Below are 20,211 nucleotides of genomic sequence, written 5' to 3'. Positions count from 1 at the left end.
GTTCTATGAGTGAGATCACGCAAACATGGAAGACGATGCTGTCGGAGTTTCAGGACAAAGCGGGATTGAGAGAAAATCAGATATTTGTCCTTGGGTGCAGCACAAGTGAAGTGGCCGGCAGTCATATCGGCACATCAGGCAGTACAGACATCGCGGCAAGCATCTACAGCGGACTTGCAGAGCTGAAGGAACAAACGGGAATCCATCTGGCGTTTCAATGCTGCGAGCACCTAAACAGAGCGCTTGTAGTGGAGGAAGAAACGGCCGAGCTGTTTAGGCTTCCGGCCGTTTCCGCAGTGCCTGTGCCAAAAGCCGGCGGGGCGATGGCTTCTTACGCGTTTAAGCAGATGAAGTCTCCTGTTCTGGTAGAAACCATTCAGGCAGATGCCGGAATAGATATAGGCGACACGTTTATCGGCATGCACTTAAAGCCGGTAGCTGTTCCTGTACGCATTTCTCAGAACAGTCTCGGTGCAGCCCATGTGACATTGGCGCGCACGCGGCCAAAGCTGATCGGCGGAATGCGGGCAGTTTATGAGTGTGAATGAGAAAGGACTGCATGGGCCAGTCTTTTCTTTCATTTGCGCGGCTAAAATAAATTCCGAACTTTAAATTAAATTTAAGTAATAAATATTCGTTTTTGCCAATAAAATTTTTGTTTTTTTGAAAATAATCTTTTACATGGGCCTAAAAAACCATGTACAATAGTGGTGGTAAAAACAAAGAACAGGATACGGATAGGAGAGGATCTCGCTGATGAAACATTTACCTGCGCAAGACGAACAGGTGTTTAACGCCATTAAAAATGAGCGTGAACGCCAACAGACGAAAATCGAATTGATTGCTTCTGAAAACTTTGTAAGTGAAGCGGTTATGGAAGCACAAGGTTCTGTTTTAACAAACAAATACGCTGAAGGATATCCTGGCAAACGCTATTATGGCGGATGTGAGCACGTCGATGTCGTTGAAGATATCGCTCGTGACCGCGCGAAGGAAATCTTTGGAGCGGAGCATGTAAACGTTCAGCCTCATTCAGGCGCACAAGCAAACATGGCTGTCTATTTCACGATTTTGGAACAAGGCGATACTGTACTTGGGATGAACCTCTCCCACGGCGGTCATTTAACACACGGAAGTCCAGTTAACTTCAGCGGTGTTCAATATAACTTTGTTGAGTACGGCGTAGATAAAGAAACTCAACATATTGATTACGATGACGTGCGTGAAAAAGCCCTCGCTCACAAGCCTAAGCTAATTGTGGCAGGAGCAAGTGCGTATCCTCGTACAATCGACTTTAAGAAATTCCGTGAAATTGCTGATGAAGTCGGCGCTTACTTTATGGTGGATATGGCGCATATCGCGGGACTTGTTGCGGCAGGCCTCCATCCAAACCCGGTTCCTTACGCTGATTTCGTTACAACAACGACACATAAAACACTTCGCGGACCTCGCGGCGGTATGATCCTTTGCCGTGAAGAGTTCGGAAAGAAAATTGATAAGTCCATCTTCCCTGGCATTCAAGGCGGCCCGCTGATGCATGTAATTGCCGCAAAAGCTGTTTCATTCGGCGAAGTATTGCGTGATGATTTCAAAACGTACGCACAAAACGTGATTTCAAATGCGAAGCGTCTTGCAGAATCATTAACAAAAGAGGGCATTCAGCTCGTTTCCGGCGGAACCGACAACCACCTCATCCTGGTTGATCTTCGTTCTCTTGGACTGACAGGTAAGGTTGCAGAGCATGTGCTTGATGAAATCGGGATTACATCAAACAAAAACGCGATTCCGTACGATCCTGAAAAACCGTTCGTAACAAGCGGTATCCGTCTCGGAACAGCTGCTGTGACAAGCCGCGGTTTTGACGGAGAGGCATTGGATGAAGTCGGTGCCATCATTGCGCTTGCATTGAAAAACCACGAAGATGAAGGAAAACTTGAAGAAGCAAGACAGCGCGTAGCTGCTCTGACTGGCAAGTTCCCTCTATATAAAGAATTAGATTACTAAGATTGAAAAACCCGCTCGGGCTTATGCCCGGCGGGTTTTTTGACGATGTTCTTGAAACTCAATGTCTTTTTTTGTAGAATCAATAGAAGTGTGAAATTGTCGAAGGGACAATAAAAAAGGAGCTGAAACACAGTATGGGAAAGGTTTATGTATTTGATCATCCTTTAATTCAGCATAAGCTGACATATATTCGGAATGTAGAGACAGGCACGAAGGATTTTAGAGAGCTTGTAGACGAAGTCGCCACGCTTATGGCGTTTGAAATTACCCGTGATCTCCCTCTAGAGGAAGTGGATATCAACACACCGGTTCAGGCTGCAAAATCGAAAGTCATCTCAGGGAAAAAACTGGGGGTAGTTCCTATTCTCAGAGCAGGTTTAGGAATGGTTGAAGGCATCTTAAAACTGATCCCTGCGGCAAAAGTGGGACATGTCGGTCTGTACCGTGATCCTGAAACCTTAAAACCCGTGGAATACTATGTGAAGCTTCCTTCTGATGTGGAAGAGCGTGAATTCATCGTGGTTGACCCGATGCTGGCCACAGGCGGTTCCGCAGTTGAAGCGATTAACAGCCTCAAAAAACGCGGTGCGAAAAACATCCGTTTCATGTGTCTCGTAGCTGCGCCTGAAGGTGTGGAAGAATTGCAGAAGCATCATTCTGACGTGGATATTTACATAGCGGCGCTTGATGAAAAATTAAATGAAAAAGGTTATATTGTTCCGGGTCTCGGAGATGCAGGAGACCGTATGTTCGGAACAAAATAAAAAAGAAAACCCGCCAACGGGTTTTCTTTTTTATTATCCAGTTTTTTGCTATTCGGTGAATCTCTATACAATTATAGGTGAAAATGTGAACATTCTGTGGAGGCTTACAGTATAAAAAGTTTTTTAACTTTAAACAGATTGACACATGTTAGGGGCTATTGTATGCTAAACGAGGGTATTATGAGAAGGTTTTCATAGCTTTCATTATAGTCCTCATCCCCAATGTAAATCCTCCCAGAAAACCCGTTTTATGAGGATTTATTCAAGCGAATGAAACAGCATCCCTGCAAGGCTTGCGGATGAATGATTTTTTCGAACAGGCCCGTTTTGCCGGACAAAAAAGGTCTTCTACTAGGGTTAACCGCTGATTTTGCCGTATCCAAGAAATACATTATTTTTTCATCAGGAGACAGATAGTTGATGGACGATCCCAAGCTACAATTTAGCAGACAACGAAAATATCTATTGTTCATTTTAGCAGCGTATGTACTGGGTTATGGTTTAACAGCGTATAAAACCGTTTTTTTAGGCCTTATTCTGGGAACTGTTTTCAGTTTGTTTAATTTTTTACTGCTCGTCAGAAGAATGAATGCTTTTGACAGGGCCGTTGCGAAAGGCAAGTCCATACGATCCCTTGGGAGCGCAGCGCGGTGGTGCAATGCGATTCTTGCTGCGGCTGTTGCCTATAAATATCCCGAGCATTTTCATATGGCAAGCACAGTTATTGGATTAATGACAATTTATCCTGTCATTATGATAGATTCTTTTATCCAGCTTAAACGTTCATCAATGGAAGAGAGGTGAAAACCCTTTGAATCATGAATACAGAACTATTGAATTACTAGGTCTTACTTTTAATCTGACAAACATTCTGATGATTACTGTGGCGAGTGTGATCGTGTTATTGATTGCCATCCTTACCACAAGAACGCTTTCGATCCGTCCGGGAAAAGCCCAGAACTTTATGGAATGGATTGTTGATTTTGTCCGCAATATTATCGGCAGTACAATGGATTTGAAAACAGGGGCTAACTTCTTGGCACTTGGTGTCACATTGCTGATGTACATATTTGTGTCGAATATGCTGGGGCTGCCGTTCTCTGTCACAATCGGACATGAGCTCTGGTGGAAATCTCCGACAGCCGATCCTGCCATTACATTAACGCTTGCCGTAATGGTTGTCGCTTTAACCCATTATTATGGTGTAAAGATGAAAGGGCTCAAGGAATATTCCAAGGAGTATTTGAGACCTGTTCCGTTCATGCTCCCGATGAAAATCATAGAAGAGTTTGCAAATACGCTGACTCTCGGTTTGCGGCTTTATGGTAACATCTTCGCCGGTGAGATTCTTCTCGGCCTGCTTGCGGGATTAGCGACAAGCTTCTATTCGCAAAGCGTGGTTCTCGGACTTGTCGGTACAATCGGCGCCATTCTGCCGATGCTGGCATGGCAGGCATTCAGTTTATTTATAGGTGCCATCCAGGCGTTTATCTTTACGATGCTGACGATGGTGTACATGTCTCATAAAATCAGTAATGATCATTAAAACATTATATCCAAACGGATAACATTTTAAAGGAGGAACTTTTTCATGAATTTAATAGCAGCTGCGATTGCAATTGGTTTAGGCGCACTTGGTGCAGGTATTGGTAACGGTTTGATTGTTTCACGTACGGTAGAGGGGATTGCCCGTCAGCCGGAGGCAGGTAAAGAACTTAGAACTCTTATGTTCATGGGTATCGCATTAGTTGAGGCCCTTCCTATTATCGCTGTCGTTATCGCATTCTTAGCGTTCTTTGGCTAAGCATAAAAGCCTTATATGAACTAAAAATGGCGAAGATCATTCCAAGAGAACCTTCGCCATTGCTTTATGTCTGATAAGCATCCCGCCTTGCCGGCTGAAAAGAGACAAGTGCGGCTGCTGGATCAGCAAAGAAAAACCTGCAGAAGGGAGTTGCCGTAGTAGATGTCTCAATTACCACTTGAACTAGGACTGTCGTTTAACGGCGGAGATATCCTGTTCCAACTGTTAGCTATGTTAATTTTATTAGCGCTTCTGAAGAAATACGCTTTAGGGCCGCTATTAAACATAATGAAACAGCGTGAAGATCATATCGCTGGAGAAATTACGTCTGCTGAAGAAAAAAATAAAGAAGCGCAGCAGCTGATTGATGAGCAGCGCGCTCTGTTAAAAGAAGCAAGACAGGAATCCCAAACGCTTATCGAAAATGCGAAGAAACTGGGAGAGAACCAAAAAGAAGAGATTATTCAGGCTGCGCGTGCAGAATCTGAACGTCTGAAAGAAGCAGCCAGAACTGAAATCGTGAAGGAAAAAGAACAGGCGGTTTCTGCTCTCCGTGAGCAAGTAGCGTCTCTTTCTGTCATGATTGCGTCGAAAGTAATCGAAAAAGAACTGGATGAACAAGCTCAAGAGAAATTGATCCAGGACTATCTTAAAGAGGTAGGAGAAAGCCGATGAGTGGATCAGCTGTCTCTAAACGATATGCATCAGCTCTTTTCGATATTGCCAATGAGTCCTCTCAGCTCAATCAGGTAGAAGAAGAGCTAAAAGTTGTAAAAGAAGTATTTCAAAATGAAAAAGCGCTAAATGATGTGTTAAACCATCCGAAGGTGCCGGGCACAAAGAAAAAAGAGCTCATCCAAAATGCTTTTGGATCTTTATCACAGTCCGTGCTCCATACGATTTTTCTTTTGATTGACCGTCATCGGGCAACAATTGTGCCTGATCTCACAGATGAGTTTGTGAAACTCGCAAATGAGGCCCGTCAAACAGAAGACGCAATTGTATATTCAGTTAAACCACTGACGGATGCGGAAATTTCTTCATTATCACAAGTGTTTGCAAAAAAAGCCGGAGTCGCTTCACTGAGAATCAGAAATGAAGTGCAGACGGATTTAATAGGCGGCATTAAAGTCCGCATTGGAAACCGGATTTTTGACGGCAGCGTAAGCGGAAAGCTTCATCGCATTGAACGTCAACTTGCCGGGGAAAATCGATAGAAGGGGTGAAACCTAAGTGAGCATCAAAGCTGAAGAGATTAGCACGCTGATAAAACAGCAAATACAAAATTATCAATCTGAAATTGAAGTTCATGACGTAGGTACAGTCATCCAAGTCGGTGACGGTATTGCTCGTGTACACGGTCTTGACAACTGTATGGCCGGTGAACTTGTTGAGTTTTCAAACGGCGTTTTGGGTATGGCTCAAAACCTTGAAGAATCAAACGTAGGTATCGTTATCTTAGGACCTTACACAGAGATCCGTGAAGGGGACGAAGTAAAAAGAACAGGCCGCATCATGGAGGTTCCTGTCGGTGAAGAGTTAATCGGCCGTATTGTGAACCCGTTAGGTCAGCCGGTAGACGGTCTTGGCCCGATCCTCACAAGCAAAACACGTCCGATCGAAAGCCAGGCACCTGGTGTTATGGACCGTAAATCCGTTCATGAACCGCTTCAAACTGGTATTAAAGCAATTGATGCACTGATTCCAATCGGCCGCGGCCAGCGTGAGCTGATCATCGGTGACCGTCAAACAGGTAAAACATCTGTCGCGATCGATTCGATCTTAAACCAAAAAGGCCAAGACATGATCTGCGTATATGTAGCGATCGGTCAAAAAGAATCTACAGTCCGCGGCGTAGTTGAAACATTGCGTAAGCACGGCGCGCTTGATTATACAATTGTTGTAACGGCGTCTGCGTCACAGCCGGCTCCGCTTCTGTACCTTGCTCCGTATGCAGGGGTTACAATGGCAGAAGAATTTATGTACAATGGCAAGCACGTTCTTGTTGTATACGATGATCTTTCTAAACAAGCGGCTGCTTACCGTGAGCTGTCCTTGCTTCTTCGCCGTCCGCCAGGCCGTGAAGCGTTCCCGGGGGATGTATTCTATCTTCATTCCCGTCTGCTTGAGCGTGCAGCAAAGCTTAGCGACGCGAAAGGCGCAGGATCAATTACAGCTCTGCCGTTCGTAGAAACTCAAGCCGGAGATATCTCAGCGTATATCCCGACAAACGTTATTTCCATCACTGACGGACAGATCTTCCTGCAATCTGATTTGTTCTTCTCAGGCGTACGCCCAGCGATCAACGCTGGATTGTCTGTATCACGTGTCGGTGGTTCCGCGCAAATCAAAGCGATGAAAAAAGTATCAGGAACATTGCGTCTTGATCTTGCATCATACCGTGAGCTGGAAGCCTTCGCTCAATTCGGATCTGACCTCGACCAAGCGACTCAGGCGAAACTGAACCGCGGTGCGCGTACAGTTGAAGTGCTGAAGCAGGATCTGAACAAGCCGCTTCCGGTTGAAAAACAGGTAGCCATTCTTTATGCGCTGACAAAAGGATATCTTGATGATATTCCTGTAGCGGACATCAGACGTTTTGAAGAAGAGTACTACATGTACCTTGACCAAAACCATAAAGAACTGCTTGACGGAATTGCAAAAACAGGGAACCTTCCTGCTGATGAAGACTTCGCAGCTGCAATCGAAGGCTTCAAACGCACATTTGCACCAAGCAACTAACTCGAATGCTGATGAGAGAAAAAGGTTCTCTTTTTCTCTCTTTTTACGCAAATGAAGAGAAAAGGTGGTGAAATCTTTGGCCTCATTACGCGATATTAAGTCAAGGATCACGTCAACGAAAAAAACGAGCCAGATTACAAAAGCCATGCAGATGGTATCTGCAGCTAAGCTGAATCGTGCTGAAAACAACGCAAAATCATTTGTGCCATATATGGATAAGATCCAAGAGGTTGTATCAAATGTCGGAAAAGTATCCGGCAGCGCGAAACATCCGATGCTTCTTAGCAGAGAAGTGAAAAAGACGGCATACCTCGTCATTACATCTGACCGCGGTCTTGCTGGCGCTTTTAACAGTTCGGTTTTACGAAGTGCTTATCAGGCCATTCAAGAACGTCATCAGTCTAAGGATGAGTATGCAGTGATCGTTATCGGACGAGTGGGCCGTGATTTCTTTAAAAAACGCGATATTCCGATCATTTCCGAGCTAACAGGACTTGGAGACGAAGTGTCGTTTTCAGAAATTAAGGACCTTGCCCGTCAAACGATTCAAATGTTTATAGACGGTGCATTTGATGAATTGCACCTTGTATATAACCATTATGTCAGCGCCATTTCTCAAGAAGTGACGGAGAAAAAACTTCTGCCGCTATCTGATTTGGGCGGCGGCGGAAAAAGAACGGCGTCTTATGAATTTGAACCGTCTGAAGAGGAGGTTCTGGAGGTTTTGCTTCCTCAATACGCAGAAAGCTTAATCTTCGGTGCGCTTCTTGACAGTAAAGCAAGTGAACATGCTGCGAGAATGACGGCGATGAAAAACGCGACAGACAATGCGAAGGATCTTATTGATTCACTTTCGCTTTCTTACAACCGCGCTCGCCAAGCAGCGATTACACAAGAAATTACGGAAATTGTCGGCGGAGCAGCCGCTTTAGAATAGAAAGATTTTGTCAGGAGGGATAGCGATGAAGAAAGGACGCGTTAGCCAGGTATTAGGGCCAGTTGTCGACGTACGTTTTGAAGATGGTCACTTACCTGAAATATATAATGCGATTAAAATTTCACAGCCGGCTGGAAGTGAAAACGAAGTAGGTATTGATTTGACGCTTGAGGTCGCTCTTCATTTAGGCGATGACACAGTCCGTACAATCGCAATGGCATCTACGGATGGTGTGCAGCGCGGAATGGAAGCTGTCGATACGGGAGCGCCAATTTCAGTTCCGGTTGGTAATGTGACACTCGGCCGTGTATTTAACGTACTCGGAGAAAATATTGATTTAAATGAGCCGGTTCCTGCGGATGCGAAGAAGGATCCGATTCACAGACAGGCTCCTTCATTTGATCAGCTTTCAACAGAAGTTGAAATCCTTGAAACAGGAATTAAAGTTGTTGACTTGCTTGCTCCATACATCAAGGGTGGTAAGATCGGATTGTTCGGCGGTGCCGGTGTAGGTAAAACCGTATTAATCCAGGAATTGATCAACAACATCGCGCAAGAGCACGGCGGTATCTCTGTATTCGCCGGCGTAGGAGAGCGTACTCGTGAAGGGAACGACCTTTTCTACGAGATGAGCGATTCAGGCGTAATCAACAAAACAGCCATGGTATTCGGACAAATGAACGAGCCGCCGGGCGCACGTATGCGTGTTGCACTGACAGGTCTTACAATGGCTGAGCATTTCCGTGATGAGCAAGGACAGGACGTACTGTTCTTCATCGATAACATCTTCCGTTTCACACAAGCGGGTTCAGAGGTTTCTGCCCTTCTCGGCCGTATGCCTTCTGCGGTTGGTTATCAGCCGACGCTTGCAACTGAAATGGGTCAGCTTCAAGAGCGTATCACGTCTACAAACGTTGGATCCGTTACATCTATCCAGGCGATCTACGTGCCTGCCGATGACTACACTGACCCGGCGCCGGCAACGACGTTCGCTCACTTGGATGCGACAACAAACCTTGAGCGTAAGTTAACTGAAATGGGTATCTACCCTGCGGTTGATCCGTTGGCTTCTACATCACGCGCCCTTGCTCCAGAAATTGTCGGAGAAGAGCATTATGCGGTTGCCCGTGAAGTTCAATCAACGCTTCAGCGTTACAAAGAGCTTCAGGATATCATTGCGATTCTCGGTATGGATGAATTGAGTGACGAAGATAAACTTATCGTTCAACGCGCACGCCGCATTCAGTTCTTCCTTTCTCAAAACTTCCACGTGGCTGAACAGTTCACTGGCCAAAAAGGTTCTTACGTGCCTGTAAAAGAAACGGTTCAAGGTTTCAAAGAAATCTTAGCCGGCAAATACGACCATCTTCCTGAAGATGCGTTCCGTCTTGTAGGCCGTATCGAAGAAGTTATTGAGAAAGCAAAAGAAATGGGTGTAGAAGTTTAAACTGGTCCTAGGAGGGTAAAAGCATGAAGACCGTTCAAGTCAATATCGTTACTCCCGACGGCCCAGTATACGATGCGAATATCGAAATGGTGAGTGTGAGAGCCGAAAGCGGCGATCTCGGTATTTTGCCAGGTCATATTCCAACCGTGGCTCCTCTTAAAATCGGTGCTGTTCGTCTGAAAAAAGACGGACAGACTGAATTGGTTGCCGTCAGCGGCGGATTTATAGAAGTCCGTCCTGATCAGGTGACCATCCTTGCCCAAACTGCTGAGACAGCGGAAGGCATCGATAAAGAGCGCGCTGAAGCTGCACGTCAGCGGGCGCAGGAGCGTTTGAATTCTCAATCAGATGATACTGACATTCGTCGGGCTGAGCTTGCTTTACAGCGGGCTTTGAACAGATTGGATGTAGCAGGGAAATAATAAAAAATCCTTCTCTTCATGAGAAGGATTTTTTTTATGACTGCACAAGAGAATCAAACAGTGACAGCAGCGGCTGACTCTCTTTTTGACGCAAGTATAACCGGTCACAGCAATTCACGGTATGCCATGATTTACGGTTTCTTCTAAAGCCCATTGTATAAGCCCCGTCTGTATACGGATAAGGCTTTACGATCCATTCAGCATCTTCGTGGTGGGCAATCACACAATCTATAAGATAAACACTGATCATCTTCTCGAATTCTTCAATAGGAAGATTCCAATCAGCAAGCAAAAGCTCTTGTATACTTTGAAAATAAAGATTTTCAAGCTCTTCTAGGCTTTCTCTCGTATGGGTGAGAGAAATGTTATAAAACTGACACAATTCATTCAGTTCTTCAATCTGTGACTGTCTATAATCATAATAGAATGCAATTGCTTCCCATTCCTGCTCAAATACAGGCAAGTCCTCACCATATTGCTTTTCAGGCTGAAAAAAAGAATGATTCATAATTGCCAGCTCCTTTCCAAAAAAGTATACCATGCAAAAGAGCCGCTGTTTAAGCGGAGATTAGCCCTAGTTTTGGATGAATATTCCGTTCTGTATAAAATGTATCATCTTTATCTCTTCTTCTTATATAATAAGAAAGGGTATAAAGCGGAGAATGGATGAAAGGAGTGCGGATAGATGAGCGTATTGGGACAGCAGGCTGCAATTGGCATTATCGTTCACTTGATTTTTATCGCGGTTACTTGGTGGGCGCTGCAAGCCGTCAATATTGATCCGTTAATCAGAAAAGGCAAAGTCGTGCAGGCAAGACTCCTGATGATTTTGCTGACCATTGCAATCGGAACGACTGTCGGAAACTTCTTTTTAGATTACCTTAATTATTCACAGCAGCTTCCCTATTTATTTTGATAGGTTTTGATTGCCGAAAACATGGGAATGGCTGGGGAAGCGGGTTAAAACGCTTCCTGGAATAACGCGAGTTTTGACGAAGATTTCCACGTATGGCGCCCCTTGCCTCCGGTAAAACTGGAGATTAGGGGGAGAGATCATAATGAAGAAAAAACAAGTAAGCCATGCTATTATTGTATCTGTTGTGTTAAGCTTCGTCATTGCTGTTTTCCATACGATTCATGCGAGTGAGTTAACGCCATTAGCTCAAATTGCACAGGGAATGGAACGCCAGAATGTGTCAATTGATAAGTGGACATTGCATGCAAAACAAAATATGTCTCTGAACGAAAAAGAATTTTATAAAAAAGTGCAACGTTTAAAATCAGAGTATCGTCAATATAATTGGGCACTTGCACAGGAAGATTCAATAGTAAAGGCCATTGGCACGTATACTGACAAAAAAAATCATACTTCTTTTAAACTGCAGCTTGTCACAACCCTCAAAAAACACAACCCAACTTCGTATTTATTATATGAGCAAATGAGTCTTGAGACACCGATTAGCTGGAATGATACATATGAACAGTTTGAACGGCAGGCACTCGGGATATTCCAAGAAAAAGTAGTTATTTTTACTTGTCTAAATGGTCACTTAGATGATAATATGAATATTGTTTTGCAAAAAAAAGCAAATCAGTTATTAAATGAATTTCAAGCAAGATCTGTTGAACATGTAGTCGAGCCAAGTTTCGTTTCTATTTCTGCGTATACAGATGAGTGGAAAGAGTCTATCATGACCTCAAAACATAAAATGAATTTGCAAATTGCACTTAGAAGTGCAGGAATGGGCGGAAAACATATCGTTACGGTTGGCACACCAATCGTTACGACTGAATATTAATATAGAGAATTTAGGGACGCGGAGGGGAATACCTTGGAAAAAATCATCGTCCGCGGCGGTCAAAAGTTAAACGGCACAGTCAAAGTTGAAGGCGCTAAAAATGCTGTTTTACCAGTTATCGCTGCATCTTTATTAGCAAGTGAAGAAAAAAGCGTAATTTGTGATGTACCTACGCTCTCCGATGTATATACAATTAATGAAGTGTTGCGTCATTTAGGAGCAGATGTGCATTTTGAGAATAATGAAGTCACTGTAGATGCTTCATACGCTTTGCAAACTGAAGCACCTTTTGAATATGTGCGTAAAATGCGTGCGTCTGTGCTTGTCATGGGACCGCTTCTAGCGCGTACAGGTCATGCAAGAGTAGCGCTTCCGGGCGGATGCGCAATTGGATCTAGACCAATAGACCAGCATTTAAAAGGTTTTGAAGCAATGGGCGCAGAAATTAAAGTCGGTAATGGCTTCATTGAAGCTGAAGTAAAAGGCCGTCTGCAAGGCGCAAAGATCTATCTGGATTTCCCAAGTGTGGGAGCAACAGAAAACCTGATTATGGCAGCTGCTTTAGCTGAAGGAACAACAACGCTTGAGAACGTGGCGAAAGAGCCTGAAATCGTTGATTTAGCAAACTATATCAACGGCATGGGCGGAAAAATCCGCGGAGCGGGCACCGGCACCATCAAAATTGAAGGAGTCGATAAGCTTCACGGCGTAAGACACCATATTATACCTGACCGTATTGAAGCGGGCACATTTATGGTTGCCGCTGCAATCACTGAAGGAAATGTTTTAGTTAAAGGAGCAGTACCTGAACATCTCACTTCTTTAATCGCAAAAATGGAAGAAATGGGTGTTACGATTAAGGATGAAGGAGAAGGCCTTCGTGTAATCGGTCCGAAAGAATTGAAACCGATTGACATTAAAACAATGCCTCATCCGGGATTCCCGACTGATATGCAGTCACAAATGATGGCGCTTCTGCTTCGTGCAAGCGGCACAAGCATGATTACAGAAACTGTTTTTGAAAACCGTTTTATGCACGCGGAAGAATTCCGCCGTATGAATGGTGATATCAAGATTGAAGGACGTTCTGTGATTATTAACGGCCCTGTACAGCTTCAAGGAGCTGAAGTTGCAGCTACTGACTTGCGTGCAGGCGCAGCGTTGATTCTTGCGGGGTTAGTGGCTGAAGGTCATACACGTGTTACTGAACTGAAACACTTAGACCGCGGTTATGTTGATTTCCATCAGAAGCTTGCCGGTCTTGGCGCAGACATCGAACGTGTAAACGATGAGTCTGCTTCTGAGCAAGAGAGCAAAGAAGTAGTTTCAGACTTAAACGCATAAAGGATTAAAAATCAGTATGTCATTCTGGCATACTGGTTTTTTATTTTTAGTGTATTATCATCATTATGCGCAAAATAGCAAAAAAGAATACGTAAATGACAAATAAAGTTTCTGTCCAAAAGGAGAGTCATATTAGCTTGTCTCTGCCCATAGACTAGACTAGAGTCGAATCCCGAGCAGGAGGCAGCTAAATATGAAACAATTCGCAATCACACTATCCATACTATGTGCATTGATTCTCTTGGTCCCCACACTCTTAGTGATTCCGTTTCAGCATAATAAGGAAGCGGGGGCCAGAGGAGAATCAGGAAAGACAGCAGTCAACACGATACAAGAATCTAAAGGAGCGGAAACATTGAAAGCTTCGCCTGTTTCTATCCCAGTCTATCGAACCGCCAATCAATCCGTAGAGGATATTCCGCTTGAAGAGTATGTCATCGGAGTCGTCGCCTCCGAAATGCCGGCTACCTTTGAACCTGAAGCGCTGAAGGCTCAGGCTCTCGCCGCAAGAACGTTTATTGTCAGGCTGATGGTCTCAAATTCCGCAGTAGAGGCCCCTAAAGGCTCGCTGGTCGATGATACTCAGATGTTCCAGGTGTACAAAAGCAAACCGGAGCTGAAGAAACAGTGGGGCGCGGATTATGAAGCAAAGCTGAAAAGAATCACAGATGCGGTTGCCAGTACGCAAGGCAAAATCTTAACGTATAACAACCAGCCGATTGAAGCCTCCTTTTTCTCCACAAGCAACGGTTATACAGAAAATGCGGAAGCATATTGGACAAGTGCCATTCCTTATTTAAAAAGCGTCAAAAGCTCTTGGGATAAAAAATCTCCGAAGTATAAGGCCACCAGAACCTTTACAGTGGCACAATTTGAACAAAAGCTTGGCGTCCAGCTGAATGGGTCAAATACTGTCGGAGAGATCACCGGAGAAACACCGGGCCATCAGGTGGCAACAGCCGTCATTAACGGCAAGAAGCTGAAAGGAAGGGACATACGCGAAAAGCTTGGCCTCAATTCAGCTGATTTTGAATGGAAACGAAATGGAGACACCATTACCATTACCACGAAAGGCTTTGGTCACGGTGTGGGAATGAGCCAGTATGGAGCTAATTTTATGGCCAAAGAGGGTAAAACAGTTGATGAGATTGTGAAGTATTATTATCAAGGAACACAGATTTCAACCGCTGATTCGTTTTTGAATAAATATATGGCGAAGAAATAAAAGGACGCTTCATAAAGCGTCTTTTTTGCCGTTTATAAGCGCATATTCTGTTCCTATGCCCATTTTTATTTAAAAGCAGCTAAAGACCGCCTAAAGGCCTTCTACGTATTTTATAGTCTATATGAGGATGAGGGAATCAGTTCCTTTTTCATATTTGCTGGCACTGAGCTTGTGGTAAAGAAATCCACATTGATCGACTGACTTCGACAGACTCATATAACGAAAGGCGAAAGGCTGACAATCATGATTTTTCATCCTGCTGTTAGGCGGAAATCACTAATAAAAACAAAGATTTCTATGCAAAAGTAAACAGAGGCAATGGGGAAGCCCGCCCTATTTATTTCTCTGTTTTTGTCGATTACGATTAGTTATGTTCAGCGTTGAACATCTGCACGCAGAAACAAACTTGAAAAGGGGCAAGAACATGAAAAAAAGATTTTCACTGATCATGATGACAGGATTGCTATTTGGACTGACGTCACCTGCTTTTGCTGCTGAAAAAACAGAACCGAAGGCTGAAGCTCCGGCAAGCGTGGCGGTTTTGCTTGATGCCAGCGGAAGCATGGCGAAAAGAATAGACGGTGTATCTAAATTTAATTCAGCCAAAAAAGAAATTTCAAAGTTTGCAAGCTCACTGCCTGCAGACACTCAAGTGAAAATGAGTGTGTTTGGTTCAGAAGGAAACAATAAAAATTCCGGAAAAGTTCAATCATGCGAAGCGATTCGCAACGTATACGGCTTCCAAAGCTTTAACGAACAGAGCTTCCTCAATTCTCTTAACACAATCGGGCCGACTGGCTGGACACCGATCGCAAAAGCGCTGAACGAGGCGAAATCTTCTTTCGATCAGCTTGATGCAAAAGGAGAAAAAGTCGTTTATCTGCTAACAGACGGTGAGGAAACATGCGGCGGCAACCCGATCAAAACAGCAAGAGAACTTCATAAAGACAACATCACAGTAAATGTAATTGGATTTGACTATAAAGAAGGGTATAAAGGCCAGCTGAACGCAATTGCGAAAGTAGGCGGCGGTGAATACTTCCCTGCTTATACTCAAAAAGATGTTGAGAAAATTTTCACTCAGCAATCTCTGATGTTATCTAAATAAGAAAAAAGAAGAGGCTGAAAGGTCAGCCTCTTTTTTGTTTTTAACAAAACGTTCAAAAGTAAGCAGCTGCCCGCCTGTAGCATAGTAGCAGATTTCAGCTTTTCTCTCCTGATCACGGAGAAAAAAGAATGAACGGTGTCACATTCTTTCTATATTTTTTGGGTGGAAATGGCTAAAAACTATTGAGGTTCCCAGCGATTTTGAATAGAGAGTAAAAGGGAGATAAAAGGCAGCTTGCCCTATATCAATTTGAGGTTTCATATTCTAGCATTAAGAAGAATCCAACAAGACGTTGGAAAATATGATAAAGAAAGGAAGTTGAACATGAAAAAATTACTGACTGCAAGTATGATTGGACTGTTGACTGTCTCCATTGCGTCCCCGTCTTTTGCCGCTGAGAAAAAAGCCGACACGAATGTAGCTGTCCTGTTTGATGGAAGCGGAAGTATGGTTCAAAAAACAGGAGGAGAACGAAAGATAGACATTGCCAAAAAATCTGTAAAGTCTTTTGCCGAGCTGCTTCCTGAGGATACAAATCTGATGCTTCGTGTCTTTGGACATGCCGGAAACAATAAACTTTCCGGAAAGGCTCTTTCATGCAGCACAACAGAAACGATTTACGGCCTCCATCCATATGAAGGAACGCTCTTTGACCATTCATTAAGCGGCATCAAACCGACCGGCTGGACGCCAATTGCCAAAGCGCTTTCTGATACTAGAAAAGAATTTGAAGCGTTTGATGCAGACGGGAAAAACGTGGTGTATTTAATTACTGACGGCGAAGAAACATGCGGCGGAAATCCTGCTGATGAAATTGAAAAGCTTCGTGAAGCAAATGTAGATACGATTGTAAACATTATCGGCTTCAACTTTGATGTGAAAGGAAACGCGGAAATGAAACAGGCGGCTGTTGCTGGAGGCGGAGAATATATTTCAGCAGACAGTGCGGAAGAATTCGAGCAGGCCTGGGAAAAAGAAGCACAAAAATTTACGGATTAACCCAATGAAAAGGCGCTGCCCCAGGCGCCTTTTTCTATTGGTTTAAAAACAGTGCCTGCGGGAATGATACCGGTAAAAGGGGTTGAAAACATGAGATTGTTAGGATTGATATTTCTTATAGCGGCCGTGGTTTTCATATTGCTCGGTGTTTTTCTGAAACTGGCAGCTTTCTTTTTTGTCAGCATGCTCACTTTGATCGCAGCTCTTGTGCTGTTTATGATCCTGAAAAAGAATCAGCATAACCAAACGTAGAGTCCTTTAGAATGGGCTCTTTTTTTTATAACAGGATTCGACAAAATCTGAGGAGTGTGAAAAAATATAAAGGCAGGAACATTGCGGAGGGGAAGAGACATTGAATGATAAAGTAACTGCGGTCAGGGAGATATGGCGTTATGAACAAGGGGAAATGAGCAGGCAAACCGACCGGATGGTGACGGAATATCCGTTGACGGTGATGGTGAACGGCAGTGAGTTTGTCACGCTCGTTTGCACGCCGGAGCATATCAAAGAGCTCGTCATCGGATTTCTCGCATCTGAGGGCGTTATTCGATTTCAAAAAGAGATTAAAAGGTTTACAATAGATGAAAGTCTCGGTTTTGTGTATGTCGATCTTGTTCATCCTGGGACATTGGATCAACAGGAATATACGAAACGGGTGATCGGCTCGTGCTGCGGAAAGGGTCGCCATTTTTATTTTCAGCAGGATGTCAAAACCGCCAAGACGGCTGTCAGTCAAATCAAGATTTCGCCTGAAACTTGTTTGGCGCTTATGAAGGATATGCAAAAAGAAAGCGGGACGTTTCAGGAGACGGGAGGCGTGCATAACGCGGCGCTTTGCGATACGGAGAAAGTGCTTTTGATGCGCACAGATATCGGCCGTCACAACGCGCTTGATAAATTATACGGACATTGTCTGCTGAATGGGATGTCCGTCCGCGATAAACTGATTGTCTTCAGCGGGAGAATCTCATCAGAAGTGCTGTTAAAAGCGGCAAAAATCGGCGTGTCGATTGTGATTTCAAAATCGGCTCCGACAGAGCTTGCGATTCAAATGGCAGAAGAATTAAATATCACAGCGATCGGTTTTGTGAGAAACGGATCTTTTAATGTATATACACATCCCGAAAGAATTGGGCGATAGGAGGGGCTGCGCAATGAATACAGAATCTCGCCAGATGTTAGATAAAAGGAACAGACCGCTCAGAGATCTTCGCATTTCTGTTACAGACCGCTGCAACTTCCGATGCACGTACTGTATGCCAGCCGAATTATTCGGCCCGGATTATCCTTTTTTAAAGAAAGAAGAGCTGCTTTCATTTGAGGAATTGGAACGGCTAGCGACGCTGTTTGTCACCAGGTTTGGGGTGGAAAAAATCCGCTTGACCGGTGGAGAACCGCTCATGAGAAAAGACATGCCTGAATTAATCAAAAAACTGGCCCGCATTCCGGGTCTCCGTGATATTGCGATGACGACAAACGGGTCGCTGCTGCCTGTTTATGCTGAGAAACTCAAAGAAGCCGGCTTGAAAAGGGTTACCATCAGCCTCGATTCATTAGAGGACGAACGCTTTAAATTGATCAACGGGCGAGGGGTTTCTGTCAGTAAGGTGCTTGAAGGCATTGAAGCGGCGAAACAAGCGGGGCTCGGCGTTAAAATCAACATGGTTGTCCAAAGGGGCGTCAATGAAAAAGATATACTGCCTATGGCGCGCTATTTTAAAGAAAATGGGCATATCCTGAGATTCATCGAATTTATGGACGTCGGTAACACCAACCAATGGGAAAAGAAAGATGTCATGACAAAGGCGGAAATCATTGATGTAATCAATGAACACATGCCGGTTGAACCGATTAAGCCTAACTATAAAGGGGAAGTTGCTTCAAGATTCCGCTACTTGGACGGCTCTGGTGAAATCGGTGTGATTTCTTCTGTATCTGATGCGTTCTGCGGCTCGTGTAACAGGGCCCGCCTGTCTGCGCGCGGTGAGTTGTTTACTTGCCTATTCGCTTCAAGCGGATATGACCTCAGAGCGCCGGTACGGCAGGGATTAAGTGATGGTGAGCTGACAGAGATGATCGGCACAGTATGGCAGAATCGGATAGACCAATATTCAGTTGACCGGACGCTTTCAAAAACAGCGGGGAAAAAGAAAGTGGAAATGTCTTATATCGGCGGTTAATATGATAAAAGCTTATCGGCTAAGTCCGGTAAGCTTTTTTTGTGTCAAAAACTGTAATGCGCAAAAAAGTGCAAAAAATCCGTTCATAAACCGAAAGATATAAGGATAGGCAAAAAGAAGGAATCACTGGAAGGAATTTTAATTCCAAAGCCATACAATATGATAAAATATAACCACTAGTTCATAGAAAGGGTTGGAGAGGCATGGCCGCTTACGAGATCCCGTCATCTCAAGTAGGAGTTAAAATCAATCAGTGGTATAAGCACATTTTAGCATTTCAAGTGGCTGATGCCGTTCAGCTGAAGGAAGAGATTGATCATGATATAGAACATATGGAAGAGGATCAGCTGCTTCTGTTGTACTATCAGCTGATCAGCTACCGTCATCAAATTATGCTTGATTATGTAAAGCCCGACCTGCACGAGGAATCTCAGCTCCAATATCGTGAATTAATCGAGAGGCTGGAAAGCAGCAAGGACAGCATCTCGGGATTATCTGAGTATTATTTTCATTTATTCAGAGGGATGTATGAATTTGAACAGAACAATTACATCTCAGCCATATCTTTCTATCGAAAAGCTGAGAAAATGCTTGCGTATGTAGAGGATGATATTGAAAGAGCGGAATTTCATTTTAAAGTAGCGGAAGTATTTTATATTATGAAGCAGACCCACTTTTCTATGAATCATGCGATACAGGCGCTTGAGACCTACAAGGCTCATGATTTTTACAGGGTGAGAAGAATTCAATGCCACTTTGTCATTTCGGGAAACTATATAGACTACAGAAATTATGAAAAAGCACTTGAGCATCTCGATGACGCTTATCGTTTGGCTTTATTGGAAGGACAGCCCCGCTTGATCGGATCAGCCCTCTACAACATGGGGAACTGTTATGATGAAAAAGGAGAGCTGGATCAGGCGGCTGCCTACTTTGAAAAAGCGCTGCCCGTCTTTGAGGAACATCAGCTGGAGCAGCTCCCGAAAGCGCTGTTCAGCTTAACGCGTGTTCTCTTCAAAAAACAAGCTGAACAAGCGGCTATGCATTATTATGAAAAAGGGATTGCCATCGCCCGAAAACGAAACGACAGCTTTAGTCTGGAAAAATATAAATTTCTGCAGGCTCTATATGTGGAATCCGTTAACATGGGTATGATTCAAGAGGTTTTTGATTATATGGAGGCCAAGTCCCTGTATGTGTATATTGAGGAATTTGCTCTGGATGCAGCTGCATATTCGAGCCTTCACGAAAACTATAAAGATGCGGTGTTTTTCTATGAAAAAGCGGTCAGCATGAGAGCGCTGATCCAGAAGGAAGACTGTTTATATCAAGTGTAAAAACCATCTGAAGCCAGATGGTTTTTTTATATACAAAAAAAGGGGAGCATCGGGACGTTTATTTCCGTGGAGAACAGGAAAAATCGCTACATACTGTTT

At 44.0% G+C, this 20,211-nt stretch carries 23 protein-coding genes; 22 read left to right on the top strand and 1 reads right to left on the bottom strand.

The window, feature by feature from the left end; genetic code table 11:
* The first annotated feature begins 5 nt into the window (after positions 1-5).
* The 12 genes from NST16_RS20455 to NST16_RS20400 all read left to right on the top strand — a co-directional run bounded on the left by NST16_RS20455 (position 6) and on the right by NST16_RS20400 (position 10,120).
* Complete coding sequence (locus NST16_RS20455) at positions 6-548, top strand: TIGR01440 family protein (RefSeq protein ID WP_168748973.1); 543 nt, start codon at positions 6-8, stop codon at positions 546-548.
* Between the two features lie 208 nt (positions 549-756).
* On the top strand, positions 757-2,004 hold the full coding sequence (gene glyA / locus NST16_RS20450; protein WP_044159736.1) for a serine hydroxymethyltransferase: 1,248 nt from the start codon (positions 757-759) through the stop codon (positions 2,002-2,004).
* 134 nt (positions 2,005-2,138) lie between these two features.
* Positions 2,139-2,768, top strand: a complete 630-nt coding sequence (gene upp, locus NST16_RS20445; protein ID WP_010332236.1) for a uracil phosphoribosyltransferase — start codon at positions 2,139-2,141, stop codon at positions 2,766-2,768.
* Positions 2,769-3,188: 420 nt separating this feature from the next.
* On the top strand, positions 3,189-3,572 hold the full coding sequence (gene atpI / locus NST16_RS20440) for an ATP synthase subunit I (protein WP_010332235.1): 384 nt from the start codon (positions 3,189-3,191) through the stop codon (positions 3,570-3,572).
* 7 nt (positions 3,573-3,579) lie between these two features.
* Complete coding sequence (atpB, locus tag NST16_RS20435; protein WP_010332234.1) at positions 3,580-4,314, top strand: F0F1 ATP synthase subunit A; 735 nt, start codon at positions 3,580-3,582, stop codon at positions 4,312-4,314.
* A gap of 45 nt (positions 4,315-4,359) precedes the next feature.
* On the top strand, positions 4,360-4,572 hold the full coding sequence (atpE, locus tag NST16_RS20430; protein ID WP_003151167.1) for a F0F1 ATP synthase subunit C: 213 nt from the start codon (positions 4,360-4,362) through the stop codon (positions 4,570-4,572).
* A gap of 162 nt (positions 4,573-4,734) precedes the next feature.
* Positions 4,735-5,247 carry a F0F1 ATP synthase subunit B gene (atpF, locus tag NST16_RS20425; RefSeq protein WP_105990810.1) on the top strand — a complete coding sequence of 171 codons (513 nt, stop codon included), beginning with the start codon at positions 4,735-4,737 and terminating at the stop codon, positions 5,245-5,247.
* The gene (locus NST16_RS20420) at positions 5,244-5,789 is read left to right on the top strand and encodes a F0F1 ATP synthase subunit delta (protein ID WP_168748971.1); all 546 of its coding nucleotides are present in this window, start codon (positions 5,244-5,246) and stop codon (positions 5,787-5,789) included. Before atpF ends, NST16_RS20420 begins: the two co-directional genes overlap by 4 nt.
* Before the next feature lie 16 nt (positions 5,790-5,805).
* The gene (gene atpA, locus NST16_RS20415; RefSeq protein WP_010332231.1) at positions 5,806-7,314 is read left to right on the top strand and encodes a F0F1 ATP synthase subunit alpha; all 1,509 of its coding nucleotides are present in this window, start codon (positions 5,806-5,808) and stop codon (positions 7,312-7,314) included.
* A 76-nt stretch (positions 7,315-7,390) separates the two neighbouring features.
* Positions 7,391-8,251 carry an ATP synthase F1 subunit gamma gene (gene atpG / locus NST16_RS20410; RefSeq protein WP_010332230.1) on the top strand — a complete coding sequence of 287 codons (861 nt, stop codon included), beginning with the start codon at positions 7,391-7,393 and terminating at the stop codon, positions 8,249-8,251.
* 25 nt (positions 8,252-8,276) lie between these two features.
* The gene (gene atpD / locus NST16_RS20405) at positions 8,277-9,698 is read left to right on the top strand and encodes a F0F1 ATP synthase subunit beta (RefSeq protein WP_010332229.1); all 1,422 of its coding nucleotides are present in this window, start codon (positions 8,277-8,279) and stop codon (positions 9,696-9,698) included.
* A gap of 23 nt (positions 9,699-9,721) precedes the next feature.
* Positions 9,722-10,120: a F0F1 ATP synthase subunit epsilon gene (locus NST16_RS20400; protein WP_010332228.1), complete on the top strand. Its 399-nt coding sequence runs from the start codon at positions 9,722-9,724 to the stop codon at positions 10,118-10,120.
* Between the two features lie 34 nt (positions 10,121-10,154).
* On the opposite strand, the gene NST16_RS20395 is transcribed toward NST16_RS20400, so the two are convergent.
* Positions 10,155-10,628, bottom strand: coding sequence for a hypothetical protein (locus NST16_RS20395; RefSeq protein ID WP_010332227.1), 474 nt, complete (start codon positions 10,626-10,628; stop codon positions 10,155-10,157).
* 177 nt (positions 10,629-10,805) lie between these two features.
* On the opposite strand from NST16_RS20395, the gene NST16_RS20390 reads away from it, so the two are divergent.
* The 10 genes from NST16_RS20390 to NST16_RS20345 all read left to right on the top strand — a co-directional run bounded on the left by NST16_RS20390 (position 10,806) and on the right by NST16_RS20345 (position 20,112).
* Positions 10,806-11,036, top strand: coding sequence for a DUF1146 family protein (locus tag NST16_RS20390; RefSeq protein WP_010332226.1), 231 nt, complete (start codon positions 10,806-10,808; stop codon positions 11,034-11,036).
* A gap of 142 nt (positions 11,037-11,178) precedes the next feature.
* Positions 11,179-11,919 (top strand): YwmB family TATA-box binding protein, encoded by a 741-nt coding sequence (locus NST16_RS20385; RefSeq protein ID WP_168748969.1) that lies wholly within the window; start codon positions 11,179-11,181, stop codon positions 11,917-11,919.
* Between the two features lie 33 nt (positions 11,920-11,952).
* Positions 11,953-13,263, top strand: a complete 1,311-nt coding sequence (murA, locus tag NST16_RS20380) for a UDP-N-acetylglucosamine 1-carboxyvinyltransferase (RefSeq protein WP_010332224.1) — start codon at positions 11,953-11,955, stop codon at positions 13,261-13,263.
* 193 nt (positions 13,264-13,456) lie between these two features.
* The gene (spoIID, locus tag NST16_RS20375; RefSeq protein ID WP_010332223.1) at positions 13,457-14,488 is read left to right on the top strand and encodes a stage II sporulation protein D; all 1,032 of its coding nucleotides are present in this window, start codon (positions 13,457-13,459) and stop codon (positions 14,486-14,488) included.
* A 424-nt stretch (positions 14,489-14,912) separates the two neighbouring features.
* Positions 14,913-15,596 carry a vWA domain-containing protein gene (locus NST16_RS20370; protein WP_010332222.1) on the top strand — a complete coding sequence of 228 codons (684 nt, stop codon included), beginning with the start codon at positions 14,913-14,915 and terminating at the stop codon, positions 15,594-15,596.
* A gap of 324 nt (positions 15,597-15,920) precedes the next feature.
* On the top strand, positions 15,921-16,595 hold the full coding sequence (locus tag NST16_RS20365; RefSeq protein WP_010332221.1) for a vWA domain-containing protein: 675 nt from the start codon (positions 15,921-15,923) through the stop codon (positions 16,593-16,595).
* Positions 16,596-16,685: 90 nt separating this feature from the next.
* On the top strand, positions 16,686-16,847 hold the full coding sequence (locus tag NST16_RS20360; protein ID WP_010332220.1) for a hypothetical protein: 162 nt from the start codon (positions 16,686-16,688) through the stop codon (positions 16,845-16,847).
* Between the two features lie 100 nt (positions 16,848-16,947).
* On the top strand, positions 16,948-17,736 hold the full coding sequence (fdhD, locus tag NST16_RS20355) for a formate dehydrogenase accessory sulfurtransferase FdhD (protein WP_340888555.1): 789 nt from the start codon (positions 16,948-16,950) through the stop codon (positions 17,734-17,736).
* Positions 17,737-17,749: 13 nt separating this feature from the next.
* Positions 17,750-18,775: a GTP 3',8-cyclase MoaA gene (gene moaA / locus NST16_RS20350; protein ID WP_340888552.1), complete on the top strand. Its 1,026-nt coding sequence runs from the start codon at positions 17,750-17,752 to the stop codon at positions 18,773-18,775.
* Positions 18,776-18,978: 203 nt separating this feature from the next.
* On the top strand, positions 18,979-20,112 hold the full coding sequence (locus tag NST16_RS20345) for a response regulator aspartate phosphatase (protein WP_010332217.1): 1,134 nt from the start codon (positions 18,979-18,981) through the stop codon (positions 20,110-20,112).
* Positions 20,113-20,211 lie beyond the last annotated feature (99 nt).

The organism is Bacillus sp. FSL K6-1005 (assembly GCF_038000225.1).
In the GTDB taxonomy this organism is placed as follows: domain Bacteria; phylum Bacillota; class Bacilli; order Bacillales; family Bacillaceae; genus Bacillus; species Bacillus mojavensis.
The sequence above is the reverse complement of the archived record's forward strand: the minus strand, read 5'-3'. Positions and strand labels throughout refer to the sequence as shown.

Coding starts and splice junctions, on each gene's coding strand:
- glyA (WP_044159736.1), top strand. CDS start 757: ATGAAACATTTACCTGCGCAAGACGAACAGGTGTTTAACGCCATTAAA.
- NST16_RS20395 (WP_010332227.1), bottom strand. CDS start 10,628: ATGAATCATTCTTTTTTTCAGCCTGAAAAGCAATATGGTGAGGACTTG.
- NST16_RS20400 (WP_010332228.1), top strand. CDS start 9,722: ATGAAGACCGTTCAAGTCAATATCGTTACTCCCGACGGCCCAGTATAC.
- atpD (WP_010332229.1), top strand. CDS start 8,277: ATGAAGAAAGGACGCGTTAGCCAGGTATTAGGGCCAGTTGTCGACGTA.
- upp (WP_010332236.1), top strand. CDS start 2,139: ATGGGAAAGGTTTATGTATTTGATCATCCTTTAATTCAGCATAAGCTG.
- NST16_RS20385 (WP_168748969.1), top strand. CDS start 11,179: ATGAAGAAAAAACAAGTAAGCCATGCTATTATTGTATCTGTTGTGTTA.
- NST16_RS20420 (WP_168748971.1), top strand. CDS start 5,244: ATGAGTGGATCAGCTGTCTCTAAACGATATGCATCAGCTCTTTTCGAT.
- NST16_RS20345 (WP_010332217.1), top strand. CDS start 18,979: ATGGCCGCTTACGAGATCCCGTCATCTCAAGTAGGAGTTAAAATCAAT.
- moaA (WP_340888552.1), top strand. CDS start 17,750: ATGAATACAGAATCTCGCCAGATGTTAGATAAAAGGAACAGACCGCTC.
- NST16_RS20455 (WP_168748973.1), top strand. CDS start 6: ATGAGTGAGATCACGCAAACATGGAAGACGATGCTGTCGGAGTTTCAG.
- NST16_RS20365 (WP_010332221.1), top strand. CDS start 15,921: ATGAAAAAATTACTGACTGCAAGTATGATTGGACTGTTGACTGTCTCC.
- spoIID (WP_010332223.1), top strand. CDS start 13,457: ATGAAACAATTCGCAATCACACTATCCATACTATGTGCATTGATTCTC.
- atpE (WP_003151167.1), top strand. CDS start 4,360: ATGAATTTAATAGCAGCTGCGATTGCAATTGGTTTAGGCGCACTTGGT.
- atpI (WP_010332235.1), top strand. CDS start 3,189: ATGGACGATCCCAAGCTACAATTTAGCAGACAACGAAAATATCTATTG.
- atpF (WP_105990810.1), top strand. CDS start 4,735: ATGTCTCAATTACCACTTGAACTAGGACTGTCGTTTAACGGCGGAGAT.
- NST16_RS20370 (WP_010332222.1), top strand. CDS start 14,913: ATGAAAAAAAGATTTTCACTGATCATGATGACAGGATTGCTATTTGGA.
- NST16_RS20390 (WP_010332226.1), top strand. CDS start 10,806: ATGAGCGTATTGGGACAGCAGGCTGCAATTGGCATTATCGTTCACTTG.
- NST16_RS20360 (WP_010332220.1), top strand. CDS start 16,686: ATGAGATTGTTAGGATTGATATTTCTTATAGCGGCCGTGGTTTTCATA.